The 17,957-nt window shown below is 53.3% G+C and carries 23 protein-coding genes; 7 read left to right on the forward strand and 16 right to left on the reverse strand.

Going from position 1 to position 17,957, the window contains the following annotated elements; translation table 11 throughout:
- Positions 1-12: 12 nt before the first annotated feature.
- Positions 13-321 carry a Rieske (2Fe-2S) protein gene (locus VGA14_RS01140; protein ID WP_331001901.1) on the reverse strand — a complete coding sequence of 103 codons (309 nt, stop codon included), beginning with the start codon at positions 319-321 and terminating at the stop codon, positions 13-15.
- A gap of 34 nt (positions 322-355) precedes the next feature.
- A complete protein-coding gene (locus VGA14_RS01145) occupies positions 356-1,468 on the reverse strand; it encodes a DUF763 domain-containing protein (RefSeq protein WP_331001902.1) in 1,113 nt (370 codons plus the stop codon).
- Positions 1,469-1,564: 96 nt separating this feature from the next.
- Here VGA14_RS01145 and VGA14_RS01150 point away from each other — a divergent pair, with 96 nt between their 5' ends.
- A complete protein-coding gene (locus VGA14_RS01150; RefSeq protein WP_331001903.1) occupies positions 1,565-2,248 on the forward strand; it encodes a DedA family protein in 684 nt (227 codons plus the stop codon).
- Here VGA14_RS01150 and argF read toward each other — a convergent pair.
- The 4 genes from argF to VGA14_RS01170 are packed head-to-tail and all read right to left on the reverse strand — an operon-like array spanning position 2,232 to position 6,150.
- On the reverse strand, positions 2,232-3,185 hold the full coding sequence (argF, locus tag VGA14_RS01155) for an ornithine carbamoyltransferase (protein ID WP_331001904.1): 954 nt from the start codon (positions 3,183-3,185) through the stop codon (positions 2,232-2,234). The genes VGA14_RS01150 and argF overlap by 17 nt on opposite strands.
- On the reverse strand, positions 3,157-4,581 hold the full coding sequence (gene ftsY / locus VGA14_RS01160; RefSeq protein WP_331001905.1) for a signal recognition particle-docking protein FtsY: 1,425 nt from the start codon (positions 4,579-4,581) through the stop codon (positions 3,157-3,159). The genes argF and ftsY overlap by 29 nt, the downstream gene beginning before the upstream one ends.
- 9 nt (positions 4,582-4,590) lie before the next feature.
- The gene (pfdA, locus tag VGA14_RS01165; protein ID WP_331001906.1) at positions 4,591-5,097 is read right to left on the reverse strand and encodes a prefoldin subunit alpha; all 507 of its coding nucleotides are present in this window, start codon (positions 5,095-5,097) and stop codon (positions 4,591-4,593) included.
- Between the two features lie 33 nt (positions 5,098-5,130).
- Positions 5,131-6,150 carry an NAD(P)/FAD-dependent oxidoreductase gene (locus VGA14_RS01170; RefSeq protein WP_331001907.1) on the reverse strand — a complete coding sequence of 340 codons (1,020 nt, stop codon included), beginning with the start codon at positions 6,148-6,150 and terminating at the stop codon, positions 5,131-5,133.
- A gap of 84 nt (positions 6,151-6,234) precedes the next feature.
- Between VGA14_RS01170 and VGA14_RS01175 the strand changes: the two genes are divergently transcribed.
- Positions 6,235-6,429, forward strand: coding sequence for a hypothetical protein (locus VGA14_RS01175; protein WP_331001908.1), 195 nt, complete (start codon positions 6,235-6,237; stop codon positions 6,427-6,429).
- Here VGA14_RS01175 and leuS read toward each other — a convergent pair whose 3' ends face one another.
- From leuS to VGA14_RS01195, 4 genes are all read right to left on the reverse strand, one after another.
- Positions 6,430-9,315, reverse strand: coding sequence for a leucine--tRNA ligase (gene leuS, locus VGA14_RS01180; protein ID WP_331001909.1), 2,886 nt, complete (start codon positions 9,313-9,315; stop codon positions 6,430-6,432).
- Positions 9,316-9,319: 4 nt separating this feature from the next.
- Positions 9,320-12,028, reverse strand: coding sequence for an alanine--tRNA ligase (alaS, locus tag VGA14_RS01185; protein ID WP_331001910.1), 2,709 nt, complete (start codon positions 12,026-12,028; stop codon positions 9,320-9,322).
- A gap of 71 nt (positions 12,029-12,099) precedes the next feature.
- Entirely contained in the window at positions 12,100-12,441 is a 342-nt protein-coding gene (gene trxA, locus VGA14_RS01190) for a thioredoxin (protein ID WP_331001911.1), read from the reverse strand.
- A gap of 33 nt (positions 12,442-12,474) precedes the next feature.
- Positions 12,475-12,900 carry a SecE/sec61-gamma family protein translocase subunit gene (locus VGA14_RS01195; protein ID WP_331001912.1) on the reverse strand — a complete coding sequence of 142 codons (426 nt, stop codon included), beginning with the start codon at positions 12,898-12,900 and terminating at the stop codon, positions 12,475-12,477.
- Positions 12,901-12,944: 44 nt separating this feature from the next.
- Between VGA14_RS01195 and VGA14_RS01200 the strand changes: the two genes are divergently transcribed.
- Positions 12,945-13,091 (forward strand): hypothetical protein, encoded by a 147-nt coding sequence (locus VGA14_RS01200; protein WP_331001913.1) that lies wholly within the window; start codon positions 12,945-12,947, stop codon positions 13,089-13,091.
- Here VGA14_RS01200 and VGA14_RS01205 read toward each other — a convergent pair.
- Both VGA14_RS01205 and VGA14_RS01210 read right to left on the reverse strand, forming a co-directional pair.
- Positions 13,079-13,507 carry an Lrp/AsnC family transcriptional regulator gene (locus VGA14_RS01205; protein WP_349257121.1) on the reverse strand — a complete coding sequence of 143 codons (429 nt, stop codon included), beginning with the start codon at positions 13,505-13,507 and terminating at the stop codon, positions 13,079-13,081. The two genes, VGA14_RS01200 and VGA14_RS01205, sit on opposite strands and share 13 nt — an antisense overlap.
- A 214-nt stretch (positions 13,508-13,721) precedes the next feature.
- The gene (locus tag VGA14_RS01210; RefSeq protein ID WP_331001915.1) at positions 13,722-13,952 is read right to left on the reverse strand and encodes a hypothetical protein; all 231 of its coding nucleotides are present in this window, start codon (positions 13,950-13,952) and stop codon (positions 13,722-13,724) included.
- Positions 13,953-14,141: 189 nt separating this feature from the next.
- Between VGA14_RS01210 and VGA14_RS01215 the strand changes: the two genes are divergently transcribed.
- From VGA14_RS01215 to VGA14_RS01230, 4 genes are all read left to right on the forward strand, one after another.
- Complete coding sequence (locus VGA14_RS01215) at positions 14,142-14,645, forward strand: hypothetical protein (RefSeq protein WP_331001916.1); 504 nt, start codon at positions 14,142-14,144, stop codon at positions 14,643-14,645.
- A 41-nt stretch (positions 14,646-14,686) separates the two neighbouring features.
- On the forward strand, positions 14,687-15,004 hold the full coding sequence (locus VGA14_RS01220; RefSeq protein ID WP_331001917.1) for a hypothetical protein: 318 nt from the start codon (positions 14,687-14,689) through the stop codon (positions 15,002-15,004).
- 84 nt (positions 15,005-15,088) lie between these two features.
- Positions 15,089-15,343, forward strand: coding sequence for a hypothetical protein (locus VGA14_RS01225; RefSeq protein ID WP_331001918.1), 255 nt, complete (start codon positions 15,089-15,091; stop codon positions 15,341-15,343).
- A gap of 46 nt (positions 15,344-15,389) precedes the next feature.
- Positions 15,390-15,743 carry a hypothetical protein gene (locus VGA14_RS01230; protein ID WP_331001919.1) on the forward strand — a complete coding sequence of 118 codons (354 nt, stop codon included), beginning with the start codon at positions 15,390-15,392 and terminating at the stop codon, positions 15,741-15,743.
- A 15-nt stretch (positions 15,744-15,758) separates the two neighbouring features.
- On the opposite strand, the gene VGA14_RS01235 is transcribed toward VGA14_RS01230, so the two are convergent.
- The 4 genes from VGA14_RS01235 to VGA14_RS01250 form a co-directional block, all read right to left on the reverse strand.
- Positions 15,759-16,076: a hypothetical protein gene (locus tag VGA14_RS01235; RefSeq protein WP_331001920.1), complete on the reverse strand. Its 318-nt coding sequence runs from the start codon at positions 16,074-16,076 to the stop codon at positions 15,759-15,761.
- A 12-nt stretch (positions 16,077-16,088) separates the two neighbouring features.
- Positions 16,089-16,340, reverse strand: a complete 252-nt coding sequence (locus tag VGA14_RS01240; RefSeq protein ID WP_331001921.1) for a hypothetical protein — start codon at positions 16,338-16,340, stop codon at positions 16,089-16,091.
- 327 nt (positions 16,341-16,667) lie between these two features.
- Complete coding sequence (locus VGA14_RS01245; RefSeq protein ID WP_331001922.1) at positions 16,668-16,832, reverse strand: hypothetical protein; 165 nt, start codon at positions 16,830-16,832, stop codon at positions 16,668-16,670.
- Complete coding sequence (locus VGA14_RS01250) at positions 16,829-17,431, reverse strand: hypothetical protein (protein ID WP_331001923.1); 603 nt, start codon at positions 17,429-17,431, stop codon at positions 16,829-16,831. Before VGA14_RS01250 ends, VGA14_RS01245 begins: the two co-directional genes overlap by 4 nt.
- Positions 17,432-17,957 lie beyond the last annotated feature (526 nt).

Genomic DNA, 17,957 nt, shown 5'->3' on the forward strand with positions numbered 1-17,957 from the left:
ACCGGCGCATCCCTAGACTTCCACGAACACGGTTCCGTCCTCTATCGTGACCTTATACGAGCCTATCGGTTTGAGCTTTTGCGGGAACCAAGTCATTTCTCCCCGGGTGACGTCCCATTTAGAACCGTGCCAGGGACACGTTAGCTCCTTTCCCTCCAGTGTCCCTTCATGTAGTTCGGCGCCGGCATGGGTGCAAGTGTTGCCAGTCGCATAGAAAATCCCGCCTACATTAGCGACCAGTATTTCCTTTCCGCCAGCGGTAACGTGGGTCATCGTGCCAGCGCCTATGTCGGACGCATTGCCAACCATGACTTTAGCCATGCAGAATATTCCGGCAGACAAGTATTTTTGTCTTCTAGCTTGAAAACATACTCTCTGAAAACTGCGCCAGCCCCTTAAGCGCCTCCTTGCGCTCCTCCCTGCCGATCTCGGCGCCTTCCACGGCCCCCTGCAAATAGCTGATAGACTGGTCGTACACCTTCCTTGCGACTGGGTGCGGCACGCCATCCTTGCCCCCGTGAGCAAAGCTGTATTTCACAGGGTCGCTCCATGACGCCTTTGTGCCGTGTATTAGCTCGGCGACGAGCGCAAGCGCCCTGACGGTAGCCGCGCCAACGCCCTGCATCGACAGTAGCTCCTCATAGTTTTTGGGCTGCATGTCGTATATGTGCCGGAAAAGGTCCCAGTCAAGGCGCCGGGGCATCTCGTACCCCGAGAGGTTGACGGGTTCAACGCCAAGCCAGCAGTCAAGCGTGTTTCTTCCGCCCAGGCGACGGATGGACGATTTCAGGTTTTCAGTATCGCCGCGGGCAAGGTCGAGTGAGACCTGCTGGTTTTCCTGCGACCCCCTTGACGTCATGTCAAGCGAGTTTTCTGCTCTTGCCTCGCAGATTATGCCGGCGTGAGGTTCGCAGGTAAATTCCAAGACAGAGTCTGAAACCCAGTGGTACCTGCGTGCCATCCTGTTTTCTACGTTCATGCCCTGCTGCACCACTGCCCAGTCGCCCCGCTCGTCAAACAGTATAACGTGGTGGTAAAGCGGATAGCCGTCCTGCACAGCAGCGCTGTCCACCTTAGCAGACATCTTGCTTGCGTGCAGAAGAGAATGGGTCTTGGTGTCAGAGAGCCCGAAATGTTCTGCAAGTTTTGGAATGTCGTACATCGCCGACGTGGATTTTGCTCCCTTGCCTCCCGCTATTGAAATGCCGTGCACGTCCGGCGCAAGCGACTGCTTCAGTACTCCGGTAAGTACAGTAGTAACGCCGGAGGAGTGCCAGTCAAACCCAAGCACGCAGCCAAATGCCTGGAACCAGAGCGGGTCTGAGAGCCGGCGCAGAAATTCCCGCTGGCCGTACTCGTCCACGATGACCTTGGACATGGCCCGCGACAGTCTTATCATTCTGCGTACCAGGTACGCCGGCGGGCGGCCTCCGTGCAGCGGCAGATTCATGAATCGCGCGCGGCCCACGCAGCCAGCCGGCCGGCAGCAGAATTAAGGTGAAAGGCACTCCAGGGGGAGGGAGTCTGGCGAACATATTATATCCCAAGCGCCTTACGATATGGCATGCAGCCGGCGTGGTTTTTGCTAGTGGCACTTGCAAGCGCAGGGTATCTGAGCGATGTGCTTGACACACTCACTTCGCTTATTGCCCAGTATGGCTACCCTGCGGTCTTTGCGGCCGCGTTCTTGGAAGTCATATTTCCTCCGATACCAAGCGAGGTGGTGTTTCCGCTCGTCGGCTTTACCGCGCAGAGCAAGGGTCTTGGTCTCGAGAACGCTATCGGCATGGCGACGGTCGGCGCGCTCGGTTCAACTGCAGGGGCGATTGTCATCTACTACCTTGCAAAGGTACTAGGCCGCGCTGCCATACTTCGCTATGGCCGGAACGTCAGGGTGGGCGAGCAGGAGCTCCTGAAGGCGGAAAAGTGGTTTGCCAGGTACGGTCCCGTTGCGGTGTTTACTGCAAGGATGATTCCGGGAATCCGGGAGCTCATCTCCATACCGGCCGGCATCTGTGGCATGGGTATCCCCAAGTTTGTTGGCTACACGTTTGCCGGCTCGCTTGTCTGGTCGATTACGCTCACGCTTGTCGGGTTTTACCTGGGGAAAGCATGGAGCCAGGTTGCAGACCAGTTGTCAACGGCGTTTACCACCGTCGGCGCGGCAATATTGGCGGCAATAGCGCTTGGCGGCGTCGTATGGTATCTCAGGCGCAGGAAAAAGGAACAGTCTAGGCAGTCTTCATGAGAAAGCACAGCACTGCCTTTTGCGCGTGTAAACGATTTTCAGCTTCGTCCCAGACCACGGACTGCGGCCCATCGATCACGTCGGCTGTGACTTCCTGCCCTCGTTTTGCCGGGAGGCAGTGCATGAATATCGCGTCCTTTTTGGCGAGCTTCATTATCTCAGAGTTTACCTGGTACTTGGGGATAAAGACAGACTCGCGCGTCGCCCACTCGCCTTCCTTGCCTATTGATATGAACGTGTCCGTGGCTATCACGTCCGCATCCTTTGCTGCCGCGGCGGGATCGTCACCCATAGTTATTTGCGCCCCTGTTTTTGCCCCTTCCGACCTAGCAAGCCGGGTAATTTCCTCAGTCGGTTCGTAACCTTTTGGGCACGCTGCCGCCATGCTGATGCCGGTCTTGGCGCACCCGAGCATGAGGTCGTTGCATACGTTGTCGCCGTCGCCCAGCCAAGCAAGTTTAAGCCCTTTCAGTTTTTTCTTGTGTTCCTTCATCGTTAGCAGGTCTGCCAGTATTTGGCACGGGTGGAACGCGTCTGAGAGCCCGTTTATCACAGGTATTTTAGCATATGTGGCCAGCTTTTGCACGTCTGTATGGTCGTAGACGCGGGCCATGATACAGTCAAGATACCCCGACAGGGTCTTTGCCGTGTCCTCTATGGTCTCGCCGCGGGCAAGCTGTATCTCGGAGGCACTCAGGTAGACGGCGGTGCCCCCCATCTGATACATCCCTACTTCAAAGCTGACGCGCGTGCGTGTAGAGGGCTTTTGGAATATCATACCAAGAGTTTTGCCTCGTAAGAGCTGCCGGTCCCTGCCTGCCTTGTGCTCCTTTTTTAGCTTGGACGCAAGGCCCAGTATCCTATCGATGTCAAGGGATGAAAGGTCCTGTATGCTGAGGAGGTCCCGCTTACTTGAGGAGGTCTTCGATGTCTTCATCTGTCAGGTATACGACCTCATCTTCTTTCTTGTCCTTATCATCTTTGCGCTTTTTCTTCCCCTCTTTTTCGCGGCGCTTGCGCTCCTCTTCCTCGCGCTTGCGGTGTTCGTCCTCCTCTTTCTTCTTGCGCTTCTCCTCTTCCTTTTTCTGTTTTTCTTCCCACTTTTTGTCCTCCTCTTTGCTCTTGTCATCCTCCTCGCGCTTGCGGCCAAAAAGGCCAAAGCGGCCCTTCTTTTCTTCAGGCTCTGCCTTGACAGGTTCAGTCGCAGGCGGCGGCTGCGGAGGCTTGGGCGCCTCTACAGGGGCAGGCGGAGGGGAATACTCGGGCTCTTTTGGCTCCCGCTTGGCCTGCTGCTCGTCGGCGTGTGGAGCAAGAGGCGGCGTGGAAACATTGGGCAACTCTTCCTGCTCCGCTTTTGGTTCCTGCTCCGCTTTTGGCCCCGGGGGCGGCTGCATGGACATCAGGTCTTGCACGCTTGCTGCCGTGCTTCCAAAGAGCGACTGGATGAACTTGTCAGGGTCAAAAGGTATCATATCGTCGTAGCCCTGCCCGATGCCAACGTAGACGACAGGTTTGGCAGTCAGGTGTGATATTGAGATGGCGGCTCCGCCCTTTGCGTCCGCGTCTATCTTCGTCAGTATGGCACCGTCAAAGTTGGTGTACTGGAAAAACTCGCGGGCCTGGTTTATCGTGTCGTTTCCCGCAAGCGAGTCGCCCACGAACAGTTTTGCGTCCGGCTTTACAACGCGCACTATCTTGCCCATCTCATCCATCAGGTTCTTCGAAGTCTGCATCCTGCCGGCCGTGTCTATCAACACTGCGTCGATGTAGTGCTTTTTGGCATAGTCCAGCGCGTCGCGGCCTACAGCCGATGGATCTGCACCGTACCTTTGCGCTATGACCTTTAATGACAGCCGCTGCGCATGCTGCGTCAGCTGCTCAATGGCGCCGGCCCTGTGCGTGTCCCCCGCTGCTACCACCACGGAAAGCCCGCTCTTGCGCAGCAGGTTGGCTACCTTTGCCACGCTCGTGGTCTTGCCCGTGCCGTTTATGCCCAGAAAAACTATCGAGAATGGGCCCTGCTTGGCATCCTTCTTTGCCTTTATCTTGTCCACCAGGTCGAGCTGACCTGCGCGGGCAAAGATGCCGGCGATTGATTCTTGCAGCTTGGCCTCGATAATTGAGCTTGCTTTCTGTCCCTTTTCCAGCTCTAGCCCCAGCAGTTCTTTTTTCAATTCGTTCGATAAATCGTCGACTACTTCCTGTGCCACGTCGCTTTCAAGTAGCGCTATCTGCAGTTCCATGAGCGTGTCGTCCAGGACGCGCTCGGTTATCTCTTTCTGCCCTATGCTCCTGGCGGCGCTTGAAAAGGCGTTCTTTAGCTTGTCAAACATTATCGCAAGTCAGCCTTTCTGGGACTGCCTCAGCATGGTGTTGAGCTGCTGCTGGAGCTGCTCCATGCGCATCGCTATCTCCTGTCTCTGCGCTTCCAGCTGCCTCATGGCAACACCGTACTCCTTTATGCGCGCCTCCACAAAGTTCAGCGCGTCCTCCTTGCTCTTTTCCACCGTCACGCCCGAGCCCAAGCTAACAATCACCTTTTTCATCGGCGGGACGTTTGTCTTCACGTAGATGCCGCTTCCGACCGGCATCAGCGTCTCGACCTCAGCGTCAACACTTATGCCCTGAAGCGTGCTCGACGCAATGCGTGCCTCTTCGTAAAGCCGGCCTATCGCCGACTGCCTAGAGATAATGTCGTTCATGTAGGCCTCCAGCATCCGCGACTGCTGCGCCATCTCGTTAAGGGCCTGCTCCATTGCTTGGTCATGTGAATGGTCGTGTGGATGATCGTGATCATGGGTATGAGGATGATCATGGTTATGCGTGTGGCCGGAAGGATCCGTATGCATCAGACTGACTGGCTCTGCTCGATTTTTAAAGTTTTAGATCTTTGAGACCTTGAGCATGTCGGCCATCCTGACTCCCATGCCAAAGCGCTCCTCCTCGCCCTTCATGTGGTTGTATATCCTTATCATGTCAGCCGCGTGGCGGAGCATGCTGAACTTGCCCTGTATTTTCAGCTGCACAAACTTGAATACAAGCGAGTACACCTTGAATTTTTCAAGCACCGCGTCGCGGTAGGCTTGCAGGTCGTGCATGTTCTTGACAAACAGGTCGGCGCACCAGGTCGCCGGGATTATGCCCTCGCCCAGGAGCGCAAACACCGTGCCTATCGACTCGCCGACTCCGACGCACTTGCGCCCGTCGGTGAAAGGCTCGCAGCGTGCCGGCGGGCTCAATCGCACCGGCCTTCCCACCTTTTTTAACACCTCGCAGTCGTGTTTGCGCAGAAAGTCGTCGACGAACTGGTTGTGGCCTTTGGCAAAGTCGCCGGCTCCGACGTGGGCGTAGCCGTTGTCAAGCGGGAAGTACCAGAAATAGCCGGTCATCGCCGGAAACGCCTTCAGGTAAAAGTCGTCAAACGGTTCCTTGCCCTGCTCGTAGCGGACCTTGTACTGGACACAGGGTATCCACATCTCGTTCTGCAAACGTGGCAGATAATTCCTGTGAAACCCGGTCGCGTCGATTATCAGGTCAAAGTCCGGCTCAAGTTCATCTTTCCGGGGCGCCCTGCCGAACTTGATGTCCGTACCCCTTATCATGTCCTGGATAAGTCTCAGCTTGTCATAGCTGACCATGCCCTTCAGCTTCAAGTCGACGCATTCCTTGCCAAGGTCGACTCTCATGTGCCGGCCATCGTGCAATATATAATCTTCAAAGTTGAGTCCACAGTTCTTCGCAAGGCTGGTCATGACGTTTTCGCAGGTCGCCCAGGCGCAGACGGCGTCATGCTGCTCTTCCGGCATCCGCTCAAAGCCTGTCACCTGCACGTCGCGCATGGCTGAAAGCTGGTTCATGAGGTAAGCGCCTGCAACGCCTATGCCGGCGACGGCTATCTTCATCTGGCTGAAAGGGAGCGTAGAAGCAATAAAAAGATTGGCAGTACGACCAAATGAAATATCTAACGGGTTTTTGCAACTATGGCGTTGTCAAAGCCCAAGATGAGGATGCCCGGCGCCGCCCGGGCAGGTGTCGGACTGCTGGTAGTCGGCGGCCTGATAGTCGGCATCGGGACGTACATGGACAGAGGCGTTATGTCCCTTTACGGCCTTGCAATGGTAGCCGGAGGATTCGTGCTGTACATGGCCGCGTCGATGATCGCAAAAAGGCAGGCGCGCTGACTACTCCAGGTAGACCGCGGGCTTGAACGGCCTTGCGAATTTGGCCTTGCCCTTCGGGTCGTACCTGGCAGGGTCGTCCTCCGCGTTCACGATTACTTCTGCGCCGGCAAACTCTTTTGCTATCAGGCTCGCGCCGTCGCTGATTGCCGCTGCTTCGTCGAACTGTCCCAGTTTCAGCCTTCGCTCTCTTGCCTCGACAGGCGCAGAGAGAATGTCGTCCTGCATCTTTTTCACAAGATTCGGGTCGGTCTTGACCTTGGCCGTCTCAGGGTTTGCGATGAGTTGCTTCATGTTCTCGCCAAAGTTCGTTTTTCCCTGCAAGACGTTCGACAGTATCATCCTGTACGCCGGCTCTTTCCATACAGCCCTCGTGTAAATGACTATTTTCTTGGACTCCATTTTCGTGACCTTGACTATGCTCTGGATGTCTGCAAGCAGGCTCTGCAATAAGAATTCCGATTCTTCTGCCCCCATGTCAACAGTGCTGCTTTCTGGCCACCCTGCCTGTGCTATGGTATGTTTATTGCCAAGGCGCTCCCATAATTCCTCCGCCGTGAACGGTGCAAAGGGCGCAAGCATCCTCACTTGCGTTTTCAGGTAGCCGGCGAGCGCGGACAGCACAACAGGCGAATCTTGTCTGCCTTTTGCAGAGACGCGCTTTTCGTACCACTGCAGGTCCTGCTCAAGCAAGTAAAGGATGTGGTGGATTGATTCTCTCACGCGCAGCCTGTCCATCGATTCTGCAGTCACGCTTGACGCGCGCGCAAGCCTGCTTGCAAGCCACTTATCTTCAACCTCCTCAGGCGCAACTGTCGGGACATCCTTCACGCGCTCGGCCATGTCAAACATGCCAAAGAGCTTGGACCTTATGCCACGTACGGTGTCAAAGGAAAAGTCGGCATCCTGCAGGATTTCAGCCGACACCAGTATCGCAAGCCTTATCGTGTCCGCGCCGTGCTCGCTTATGGCCGCACGAAGCGGTATGATGTTGCCAAGAGACTTGCTCATCTTCTTGCCCTCCATCAACACCGAGCCGTTTACAACTACCTGCCGGGGCCACATCTCCCGCCCAAAGATGGCGACATGGTTGAATATAAAAAACGAGAGGTGGTTCGGCACCAAGTCGCGGCCAGAGTGGCGCGAGTCTACGGGATAAAAGTACGAAAATTCGTTGCGTACCTGCTCGACTGTCTGTTTTTGAATTTTGCATTCCCGTGCCACTTTTTCTGCGTCACCCTGCCCCAAGAGCACATAGTCAAAGAAAGAGTCGCCAATGCTATCTATGTCAGGTATCGCGCCGGCGTTAACAAACTTGGCAATGGTGTAGTATGCCATGTAGATTACTGAATCCGACAGGCTCTCGATTATCCACTCTTGGTCCCATGGCAGTTTTGTGCCAAGTCCTGATTTACGCGCGCATGCCCTCTCCCGCAACCAGTCTATGACGTAGTCGAATTCCTGCCTGATGTCCTGCGGCACGACGTCCATCTTTTGGATGCACTCGTGGGCAAGCGCCTTCCACCCCTTGTCGCCATAGTTCAAAAACCATTGGTTGCTCAGCAGTTTCACTACGCACTCGGCCCCGCACCTGCACCTCACGGGATTGTTGAGCTCGTACATCACAGAGGTCATTCCCGCTCTCGACATTTCCTCTTTTACCTCGTTCTTGATCTCTGCCACCGGCCTGCCTGCGTATTTTCCTGCCTTTGCGAGCATTTTGCCCTTGTAGAACTCGTGCGAGTAAAGATCGCTTGTGGCCTTTTCTAATTTGTCCTCTTTTGGCCCCGGCACCGCTTTTTCTATTGCCTGAGCAGCCGGCACGGAAGAATATCCTTCTGACTCGATTATCACTATAGGCTCTACAGAGACTGCTATTCCAAACTTTTGCTGCAACGCCTTGTTGTTTTTCAGATCTGCAAGCGCCTGATAGTCATATGGCGCGTGCGCCGGCACGGACATCACCACGCCGGTGCCGCTGTCAGCCTCCACGAACGAGGCAGGATAGACAACAATCGGCGCATTGTTAAGGGGGTTTGTTATCTCCCAGCCCACCATCTCGCTGCCCTTGATTGTTTTTTCTACTTTGACGGCGCGGTTGAGGAACTCTAGCTTGCGCGCGGCCTCTTTGCTCACTAGCCATTTTTCGCCGTCAACTGACACCTCGACGTACTCGGCATCTGGGTTGACCCACATGTTGGTGACGCCAAATATAGTTTCTGGCCTGAGCGTCGCCGACGGTATCACGACATTGCCGCGGCGGAACTTTACCAGCACGTATTCCGTGAAATCAGGCTCGACGTCGCCCATCGTGTCGTGTTGGCTCACGGGGTTCTGGTCACGGGGGCACCAGCCCACCGGGTGCGATCCCTGCACTATCAGCCCTTTTTTCTTCAGCGTGTTGAACTGCCAGACGATGAACTTGGAGTACATCCTGTCTATAGTCGTGAATTCGCGGCGCCAGTCCATCGAGTAGCCCATCTCCTTCATTCCCTGCTTGATCTCGCTGTGGAAGTAGCTTGCTATCTTGATGGGCTCCACGAACGTCGAGATGACGTCGTCTGTCAGCTTGTAGACGTTGTGAAAGGTGTCAATTAGGTCCTGGTCGCCAGCTGCTACCCTGCGCGACATGCCCAAGATGGGCGTTCCAGTGTAGTGGAAGCCCATAGTGAAGAGCACGTTGTAACCTTTCATGCGCATATACCGGGCGTGCGCGTCTGCCAGCGTATACGTCCGGCCGTGGCCGATGTGCTGCGGCGAGTTTGGGTAAGGATAGGCGACTGTGACAAAGTATTTTTTTCTTGAGGGGTCCGGGTCGGCCTCAAATGTCTTCTGCTGCTCCCACCTCTTGACCCACTTCTCCTCTATTTCCCGCCAGTCCACGCTCATGATGCTAACCTGCCCTTGCCGTCTCTTCGGCCACAACCAACGCGTCCTTTACCTTCTCTTTTGACTTGCCGCCGCCCTGCCCGAACCGGTCGTTGCCGCCGCCAGAGCCTCCCAGCTTGTCTGACACCTGCTTTGCGACAGCTCCGGCCTTGACCTTCTTGCGGGCTTTTTCGCCGGCAAACACTATGACCCTCACGCCCGAGCCCTTGGCCAGCAGCGCGACGTAGACCAGCTCCGGTTCTATTTCAATCGCCTTTTCGCCTATCGCGATGTGGTAATCCTCGTCGAGTTCCTCGTCAAAGGTGCTGTAAAGCTTCGCATGTTTCAGGCGCTTGGCCTGCTCGACGGCCATTTTCGCCATCGCCGGCCCGACGACTCGCAGCATGGTTTTGGCCTTTCTCTTGGCATCCTCCGAGTCTTCCATCGCCTTGGCAAACGATTCGACGACCTTCTCCTTGCTTGAGCCAAGAGCCTGCGCAATAGCGCCGAGCTGAGCGTCTTGGTTCTGCATGTAGTTGACCGCGGCCTCGCCGGCGACAAATTCCATCCTCACCACTCCATCCTGCACGCGCTCTGACCTTACTATTTTTACCATGCCGATGTCGCCGGTCCTCTTGACGTGGGTTCCGCCGCACGCCTCGATGTCCCATCCATCTATGTTGACGATGCGCACGTTGTTTGTAGGGACGACGCCTCCCTGATAAATGCGAAAGCTGTACTTTTGCTCAGCTTCCCCCCGGTCGAAAAAGTTGATGTTGACCGGCAGGTTCCTGCGGATGACTTCGTTTGCAGTCTGCTCTATCCGCTGCGCCTCTTCTTTGGTCAGTGCAGAATGATGTGTAATGTCGAGCCTGCCGTAGCTTTCTTCCTTGAACGCCGAGTTCTGCCACACCCACGAGCCCAGGTTGTTCCTCGAAGCAGAGTTGAGCACATGCGTCGCCGTGTGGTGCTTTGTCACGAGGTCGCGCCGCCTGCCGTTTACGGTGCCCTTGACCACCTGCCTGTCTGCCAGGCTGCCTTCTATCCTGTGCACGACGAGGTCCCCCTGCTTTGTAACCTCGACTACCTTGGCGCCTGAAATATCGCCCGTGTCCGGCTCCTGCCCGCCGCCCCGGGGGTAGAACGCTGTCTGGTCCAGTACGACGTACTTGCCGGCAGCCCTTAGCACCTTGGCTTCGAACTCGCGTATAGAGTCGTCCTCATAGTACAAAAGCCGAGTTGCAGGGAGGCCATCAAGGCCTGGAATAGGCTTTGCCGACTGCGCACCGCCGGAGACGCTTGCATGTAGTTCTGCAAGTTTCGTGTAAAACGTCGAAGGCACGCCGGCAATGACTCCCTGCTCCACCAGAAAGTCCGGAGTTATGCCATCTGACTCGTACAGCCTTAGCAGGTCATCAACCTTGAGCCCGCCTGATTTTGCTTTGAGCGACTCTGCCGTCGCGTTCATGCGCTCCCGGGATCCGACGTATCGCGCTGATTCTAGCTGCAATATGGTGCGCACGTCCTGTCGGTGCTCCTCAAGCTCGGGGTACATCTGCCGCAGGTAGTCGACGTGCATGTCCGCAATGTCTTCCAGTTTCAAGCTCCAGCCAAACCTCTCCATTATCGAGAGCGCCCTGCGAAGAATCACGCGCAGGTTGTAGCCGCCGCCCACGTTTGACGGGAGCGCGCCGTCCGATATTGCAAAGAGTAGCGTCCGGGCGTGGTCTGCTATTGTATATACGGCTTCATATGGCGCGACCGCGCCGGCCAACTCGTCGTAGGACATGCCCATCTGCCTTGCGACCATGCCCTTGAGCGACTTTACGTCGCCTTCAAAGTTCTCCAGCTTGGACGACACCGCGCCAAAGTATTTGCTCAGGATTTCCGGGGCCGCGTCGGTGCCGGTCGCCTCTAGCATTTTGTTCACAACTGGCCCGAAGCAGCAGTCGTAGCTCGTGGGCGTTCCCATTGTTATCCACGAAAAGCGCTCAAGGCCGGCGCCCATGTCTATTATCTTGTTTGGCATTATCCTATAGCTGTCCTCGTTGCCCTCAAATTCCGTAAAGACGGCATTGCCAAGCTCGAGGCCGCGCACGAAATATTCAAGTGAGTACCCGAACGCGCCGGCTCCCATCCATACGTCTTCGACGAACGTGATTTCCTCCGGCTTTATTCCAAGCCCATTTATCAGCATGCCGTAGTCAAGGTCGATGCATTTGTCTTTCCAGTAGCCACCCGGCGCGTCGGCGTTGCACGTCTGCCCTATCATGCAAAAACCCGTGTAGTGCCTTCCTGACAGGCCGACGTTTTCGATGTCGTTAAAGCGCAGGCACATCTGTGGAACTAGTAGCGGGTTTGCAGGCAGCTCGAAGACTATCTGGTTTCCAACGACGCGCTGAAAGTCGACAATCGATGCGATTGTGAAGTACAGGTCGTCGCGCCACCTGCTCACTACTGGGTAGCGCCTGACTATCTCGTGGCCGTTTTCAGAGAAATGCCTTTCGGTTTCTTTCCACGCGCCGACGTAGTCGAGCCTCTTTGAGGTGGGAGGGTTGCCGATGAATCCGTAATCTTCATGATCGGGACACGACTGCCTCTGGGAAAGCGACCAGAAGTGCTTGCCGCACTTGCTGCACTTTTGGCGCTTGAAGCCGAGGCGGTCAAATAGCGAGACCTTGTAATACCTGTCTGGGTCGGACGAAAAGAGCGCGGCTAGTTCCTTCTTTCCCAATCTGGTTGCTGTATCGCTCTCCGTGCCGTATTAATGCTTTCGTGAAAAAAGAGAAGGGTTTGCTTGCTTGCTTACGCTTTTGCAAGCGTGCTTTCGATGAACTTCAGGTACGACTCTTTTGGCATCGCCCCTATAGTCCGGCCTATCTCGTTGCCACCCTTGAACAGCAAGAGCGACGGTATAGACTGAATGCCGTATTTCATCGCTATCTGTTGGTTCTCGTCAACGTTGACCTTGGCCACCTTTAACTTGCCTTGCATCAGCTTGCCTATCTGCTCGACTGCAGGCCCGACCATCCTGCAAGGCCCGCACCACTCGGCCCAAAAGTCGACGAACACAGGTAGATCGGATTTTAGTACTTCAGACTCCCACGTCTTTGAATTTACGTGGGCAACTGCCTTGTTTTGTTCCATGCCTTGACTTGAACAGAAAGGGTATTTGAACCATCAGCCAGTCTGGCCGGTCAGTCCGAGCGTGATGAACTCAGAGATGAGCTTGACGACAAAGGCCACGCCTCCAACTGCCGCAAGGCCGAGCCCGACCAGGCGCAGGTGCTGGGTATAGTCCTCCTTGCTGGTCTTTTTGGCCAGCCTGAGGGTCTGGATTATCTCGCCTATCTTGCGCTCCACTTTGGACAAGTTGAATATGTTGCCTCCTGTGCGGTATATAAAACATGGGCTTGCGGCTAGCTGAGGCTGCGGCGCACTCGGAGCTTCCCGAGGATAACGGCAAGAAGATTCTCCCTCGGCGTCGGCGTTCTTTATCCCCCGGTACATGTACTCCAGATCCTCGCACAGTCGTATGCCCGGGATATTCTTGACGCGCTGAGCGAGGCCGCTAAGGTCTACCAACCGGGAGGAGTACGACTCCAACGATAAGCCGCCCGCGATGCCTTAAGGAACTCGAGGGCAGGAACATGATAACGACTACTGGCGGCCTGAAGATAGGCAAGAGGTTTTTCGTGCACTACACCCTGACTGGCAGAACAGTGGCAGATCCCTCAAAATCAAAGCAACTTGTGGACCTAGCCCGGCTCCCGTTCCAATTATTCTATGCCGTGTAGTTGGGCTCCTTGTCCGTTCTCTGCATCTCCACAAAGGTCTCGGTATTCTGGATGCCTTCTATCTTGCCGATGTTCTCGATAACTACGTTGTGGAGCTCCTCGAGCGAATGGGCATGAACTGTAACAATCATGTCGAACCTGCCCGTGACTTCTGACACTGAGCGCACTTCCGGGATCCTTAACAGCTCGCCTTGTATTGGCTCTTTCAGCTTGGGGTCACGGTTGATGCCAACCGTTGCCTTTACGTTTATCCCAAGCATGCTCTCGTTCACAACGACTGTGAATTTCTTGACTAGGCTGCGCTTTGACAGGCGCTTTATCCTGCTGTAAAGAACAGAGGCGTTGATGTTGAGTTTCTTGGAAAGGCGTGGAACCGAAATGCTTGCGTCGTGTGTGAGCTCGGACAGGATCCTCATGTCAAGCTCATCGAACTTGTGCAACCTATCTATCTACCTGCCTACTTACCCGCCTAACCTTGGGTGCCTGTGTTAATAAATGTAATTCTGCACCGATTGTTAGTGCAAGTAATCATTACTTTGTCCCGTGCGGAGGGTTTTCTATAAAACTTATGACCTGTCGGACCAACTTTGCATCAACAAAAAAATGGCGGGCGGGTGAGCGGGCGGATGGTCACTGTATCTTGTATGATTGCAGTTCGTTGTAGCTAACGTTCAGCGACACTTCTGCGCCGTTAAATCCTTCCACTGCCGACTTTGGCAGCCGGTATTCTCTGCTTGCCCCCTTGAGGATGGTGAACATGTCACCGTCTTCTGAAATGATGGTTCCGACGTCGACCCGGTCGGCCGACCGGACATTCTTGTGCATGACTCTTTCCCAGTGAAGTATTGCGGGTTCAGGCATGCTACATCAATTTCTACATATGTCGAACTTATATTTAAGACTAAATTGCAACTAGTGTGATTTTCCTATGATTTCTTGATCATTTATGCGGATTGCCTGCAAATAATGTAACAGGTCTGCAACAGCGTGTTCGTAATGCCTTTACAAACGGAAATAATATATAATTTGCGAGCTGCAGCTTTTGCAGGGATGTTTGGCAAAGGCGGGATCAAGCCCGGTGAGTTTGTTTTTATCGTGCAAAAAGACGGTGAATACAACAAGATAGTGATCGGCAGGATACAGGCAGTAAACGGTAGCAAGATGCACGTCGCAGGCACCCAGGTAAGGCCTTCTGGGCTCATCAAGCGTGTCGGGGCAGGCAGCGCGGGCGATCGTTCAAGGCAGGTACTTTCAAGCCCGGACCCGAACAACTGCATTTTCATGCTCATCGACAGGGTCGAGACCGCACCGTTCAACGGCGAGGTGGACCAGGCACAAGAGCGCGTAATCTGGATAAATGAAAGCCGTTATCTTGTCCTAGATGGGTGGGTAAAAGAGAACTTTCCCGAGATATTTGCAGCAGCTTTGACATCGCCGACCGAGGAAGACAGACAGCAGGCAAAGGCAGTTTTGCGTGAAAAGATGGGCTCGCTGTATGAGCGCGACTTGAAGGAGCATGTGTATGCGGTGGCAAGGAGCGCAAGGCTTCTCTAGCGCAAGGATTAAGTTTGAGCTTCCGGAAAAGTAGGTAGACCATGTCGTTCTTTGGCCCACCGCCAGGCGGTGCGAACTTTGACAAGAAAAAGTACGAAAACCTGACGATGGCGATAAGGCAGACAGTGCTTGAAAGGGCGCACAACCGCTGCCAGAAATGCACCGTCAAGTTCGGCCCTTCTGTTGAACCGCACTTTGAGAACGTCAACGGGAGCAAGAAAGATAACAGGCCTGTCAACCTCCGCGCGCTGTGCGCCAGCTGCTACAAGCAAGTCGAAGAGAGGCAGAAAAAGAAAAAGGGCTTCATTGGCGGCCTGCGCAAGGCGTTTGACAAGGTGCCGGTCGATTTCAAAAAGTAGTTTCTTGCTAGCCGTACCGAGTGAACCTGAAGATATTCGAAGATATGGTTAAATCTACCCATATCCTGTGTATGGACAGGGGATTTGCCTAGAAAGAAGCACATGATGGGCTTGATTCCTGGATATAGGCTAAAAAAGGCGATGGAAGGGGGCCTCGAGATAATCGGCCCCGCGGCTCTCCAGGGCGTCTTTGAAGACCTAGAAAGGCGCGGGATAAGGCTATCATCTAACGCAGCTTGTTCGACGGAACAAGTCAACGCCATACTCGCCGACATATTCGGCGAAGACGCATCCAAGCTCATGATGACCAGGATTTACCGCGAGCTCGAGTCCGACTAGATTGCGCTGACAAGGCTTTATTCTTCTGTCAAGTTATACTGGAAGTATGGTGGAAGGACTCTGCAGGGCTTTTGTCGGTCTGCACCACAACATCCAGGCGGCAGTCATTGTTTCCCGGGGCGAGGTAAAGGAGAGGTTCGTCAAGCCCGGAATCCCGGTGCCTGACCCTACGGACCTTGAAAAGCTGTTCATCAGAGCCGAGATGCTTGTCAGCATGACAAGGGAAAGCGACAGGCTCTTTGGGGAGACTGGGTATGTCCTGACCAACCACAAGCTTCTTGACACCTTTATTTTTCCGATGTCCGGGCAGGGCGTGCTGATATTGCCCATCGTCAAGCCATACGATCACGTGGAACTTTTGAAAAAGGCTGGCGAGCTATTGGGCAAGGTTCTGACATAAAGCGGATGCAGGAGCCTATTGCAGGGGGTTGTTAGAGTGCCCCACCACCTTTTCGTCCTTTGTGACCAGGCAGCACTCGCACTTTTTTTGCAGGCACGCTTCCGTATCCTGATGTTTGCATACGGCGCACGAACAAGGTTGCGCCTTGGAAAAGACCTGCTTGGGTCCCGAGAAATACCGGGTGTCCAAATACAGCCAGAGGGTGGCGGCTGCCACGCCGATTGCAAAGAGAAAGCCAAGCGTGCGTATATTTGCCCGCAGCACGATCAGCGCAATGCTAAAGATCACCATTGCTATCAGGATCATCCAGAGCCATCGGGTCTTGAAATCCAATCTTGCTGCACCTCATCCGTAGTGCTGCTGCAATATCTCTGTTGAATCGGCCTGCTGCGCTTTCCTCTTCTTCCGGAGCTGCCTTACCTTTTCCAGTATCTCTTTTAGCTGGCTTTCAGATATCTTGGCAATCGTAGCATCACATTCCATCCCCTGCGCGTGCAGCACCTCTTCTGTAAGCATGATGATAGTCTCTTTGTCGTTGCGCTCTTCTTCCGTTAAGAGGCCGTTTGTGAGGAACCTGAGGAATGCGAAATCGCTCATGCCTATGGTATAGACGTCATGTGTTATTTACCATGCTGCTTGGGGGTGGGTCAAGTTGCCAGGGGGGTGTGAAGTGGGTGGAATGATTGGCGTGGGCGAAGTGGATATGAAGTTGACAGATGGGGGGGTGAAGGGAATTTGACTGGCAATCTTGTGTCAATTACCAATCCTAGTCACAATCCAATTTGCATTCAAGGCTGTAATCTCATTTGGGATTGATGATGATGATAATAGTTGCTTTGGAGCCAATTCGTGCTCTTAATGTTATAAAAAGCATAACATAAGAAAATGGAATTTGAGCATGTAATGTTATGATTCGACACAGTTCTAAGCTGATTTTCTGTTTACTATGGCTCTTTGAGCTGAACTCCACTTGACATTGTTTGTCTTCTCCATCCAAATCACATATCTGTCCTGAAATTCCAGCCTCTCCCTGAAGTTTTCTTCTTTGATCCTTTCAAGCTCTTTGAGGTTTATTTCAGGCAGCTTCATATTAGATACTTATTGAACCTACCTTTCTTATCAAGCTTTACCAAGAATTGTTTGAACAACTTCTGATCCATCTTACCGTTAAATAGCTTGTAGAGATGTCTGGCATCTTCTATATCCTTCTCACTATCAAGAAATAGCTTGTAGGGTATCTGAAGCTCGATTGGAGAAATTTTAATGACCTTTCCATTCAGAATAACTTGCTTCCCATTATTCAAGACCCAATTATCAAGGTCTTCTGCCTTTGGAAACATCAATTCCATATTGGGGATGAATTCTCCTTTTCTGGAGAACCTCACAGAAGAACGTTGCATGAGATAGTTTTCATAGGCATCTTTAAGATTGTCAGTGATTATACACTCAAAGCTCTTCAAGATATCCCTCCACAAAGTTGAAAATTGTTTTTCTGAAATCTTCTCAACTATGATATCTATGTCTTCCGACGACCTGCTTCTTCCAAAGAGTATGGAAACGTAGCCCGAAACCAGCACGTAATTCACCTTATTTCTGTCTAGAATCTTTACGAAATCTATGACGAGTTTGTCCAGATCATTCAGCTCCTTGTTTAGCTTTATCTGGTCGCCGGAAACTTCAATTTCCATCAATTCTATCTACCAAAAGCGTGTTGTATAATCTGATCGCAATACTAGGCAGAACCTACTGTTTAACAGGGTAGCTATTCGTGCCGCGAGTAGTATTTCGGTTCTTGCTTTACTGGATTCAGAAGGCTGATTCAGGATGCCAGAAATCAGATTCATGAGAACCTTGTAAGACCCTTAGATGTATCAATGAAAAAGAATCCCGTAGTTCTACGCTAGACCATGGAAAAAGGTCTTCAAGTGCCTTAGTAAGTCGAAATCGTAACATAAGAGAATGCATTTTGAGCACTCAATGTTATGATTCGACATGGTGATAATAATATTCTGCAAGTTTCCTTCTTTAACATTAAGCAGCTTTACCAGAAAGTCTAAAGCCGTTCGCTACTTGGATTTTATCTTGCATACCTGAAAAACGCCATGAACATAACCAGGATAGACGGAAGGCTCGTTGAGATTGATACGGGGATGAAGGAGCTAAAGCTCGAAACCACCCAGGGCGGTTCGTCCAAGGTAAAGTACCTGAATGGCC

The sequence above is a fragment of the Nitrososphaera sp. genome (assembly GCF_036397675.1).
Classification (GTDB): domain Archaea; phylum Thermoproteota; class Nitrososphaeria; order Nitrososphaerales; family Nitrososphaeraceae; genus Nitrososphaera.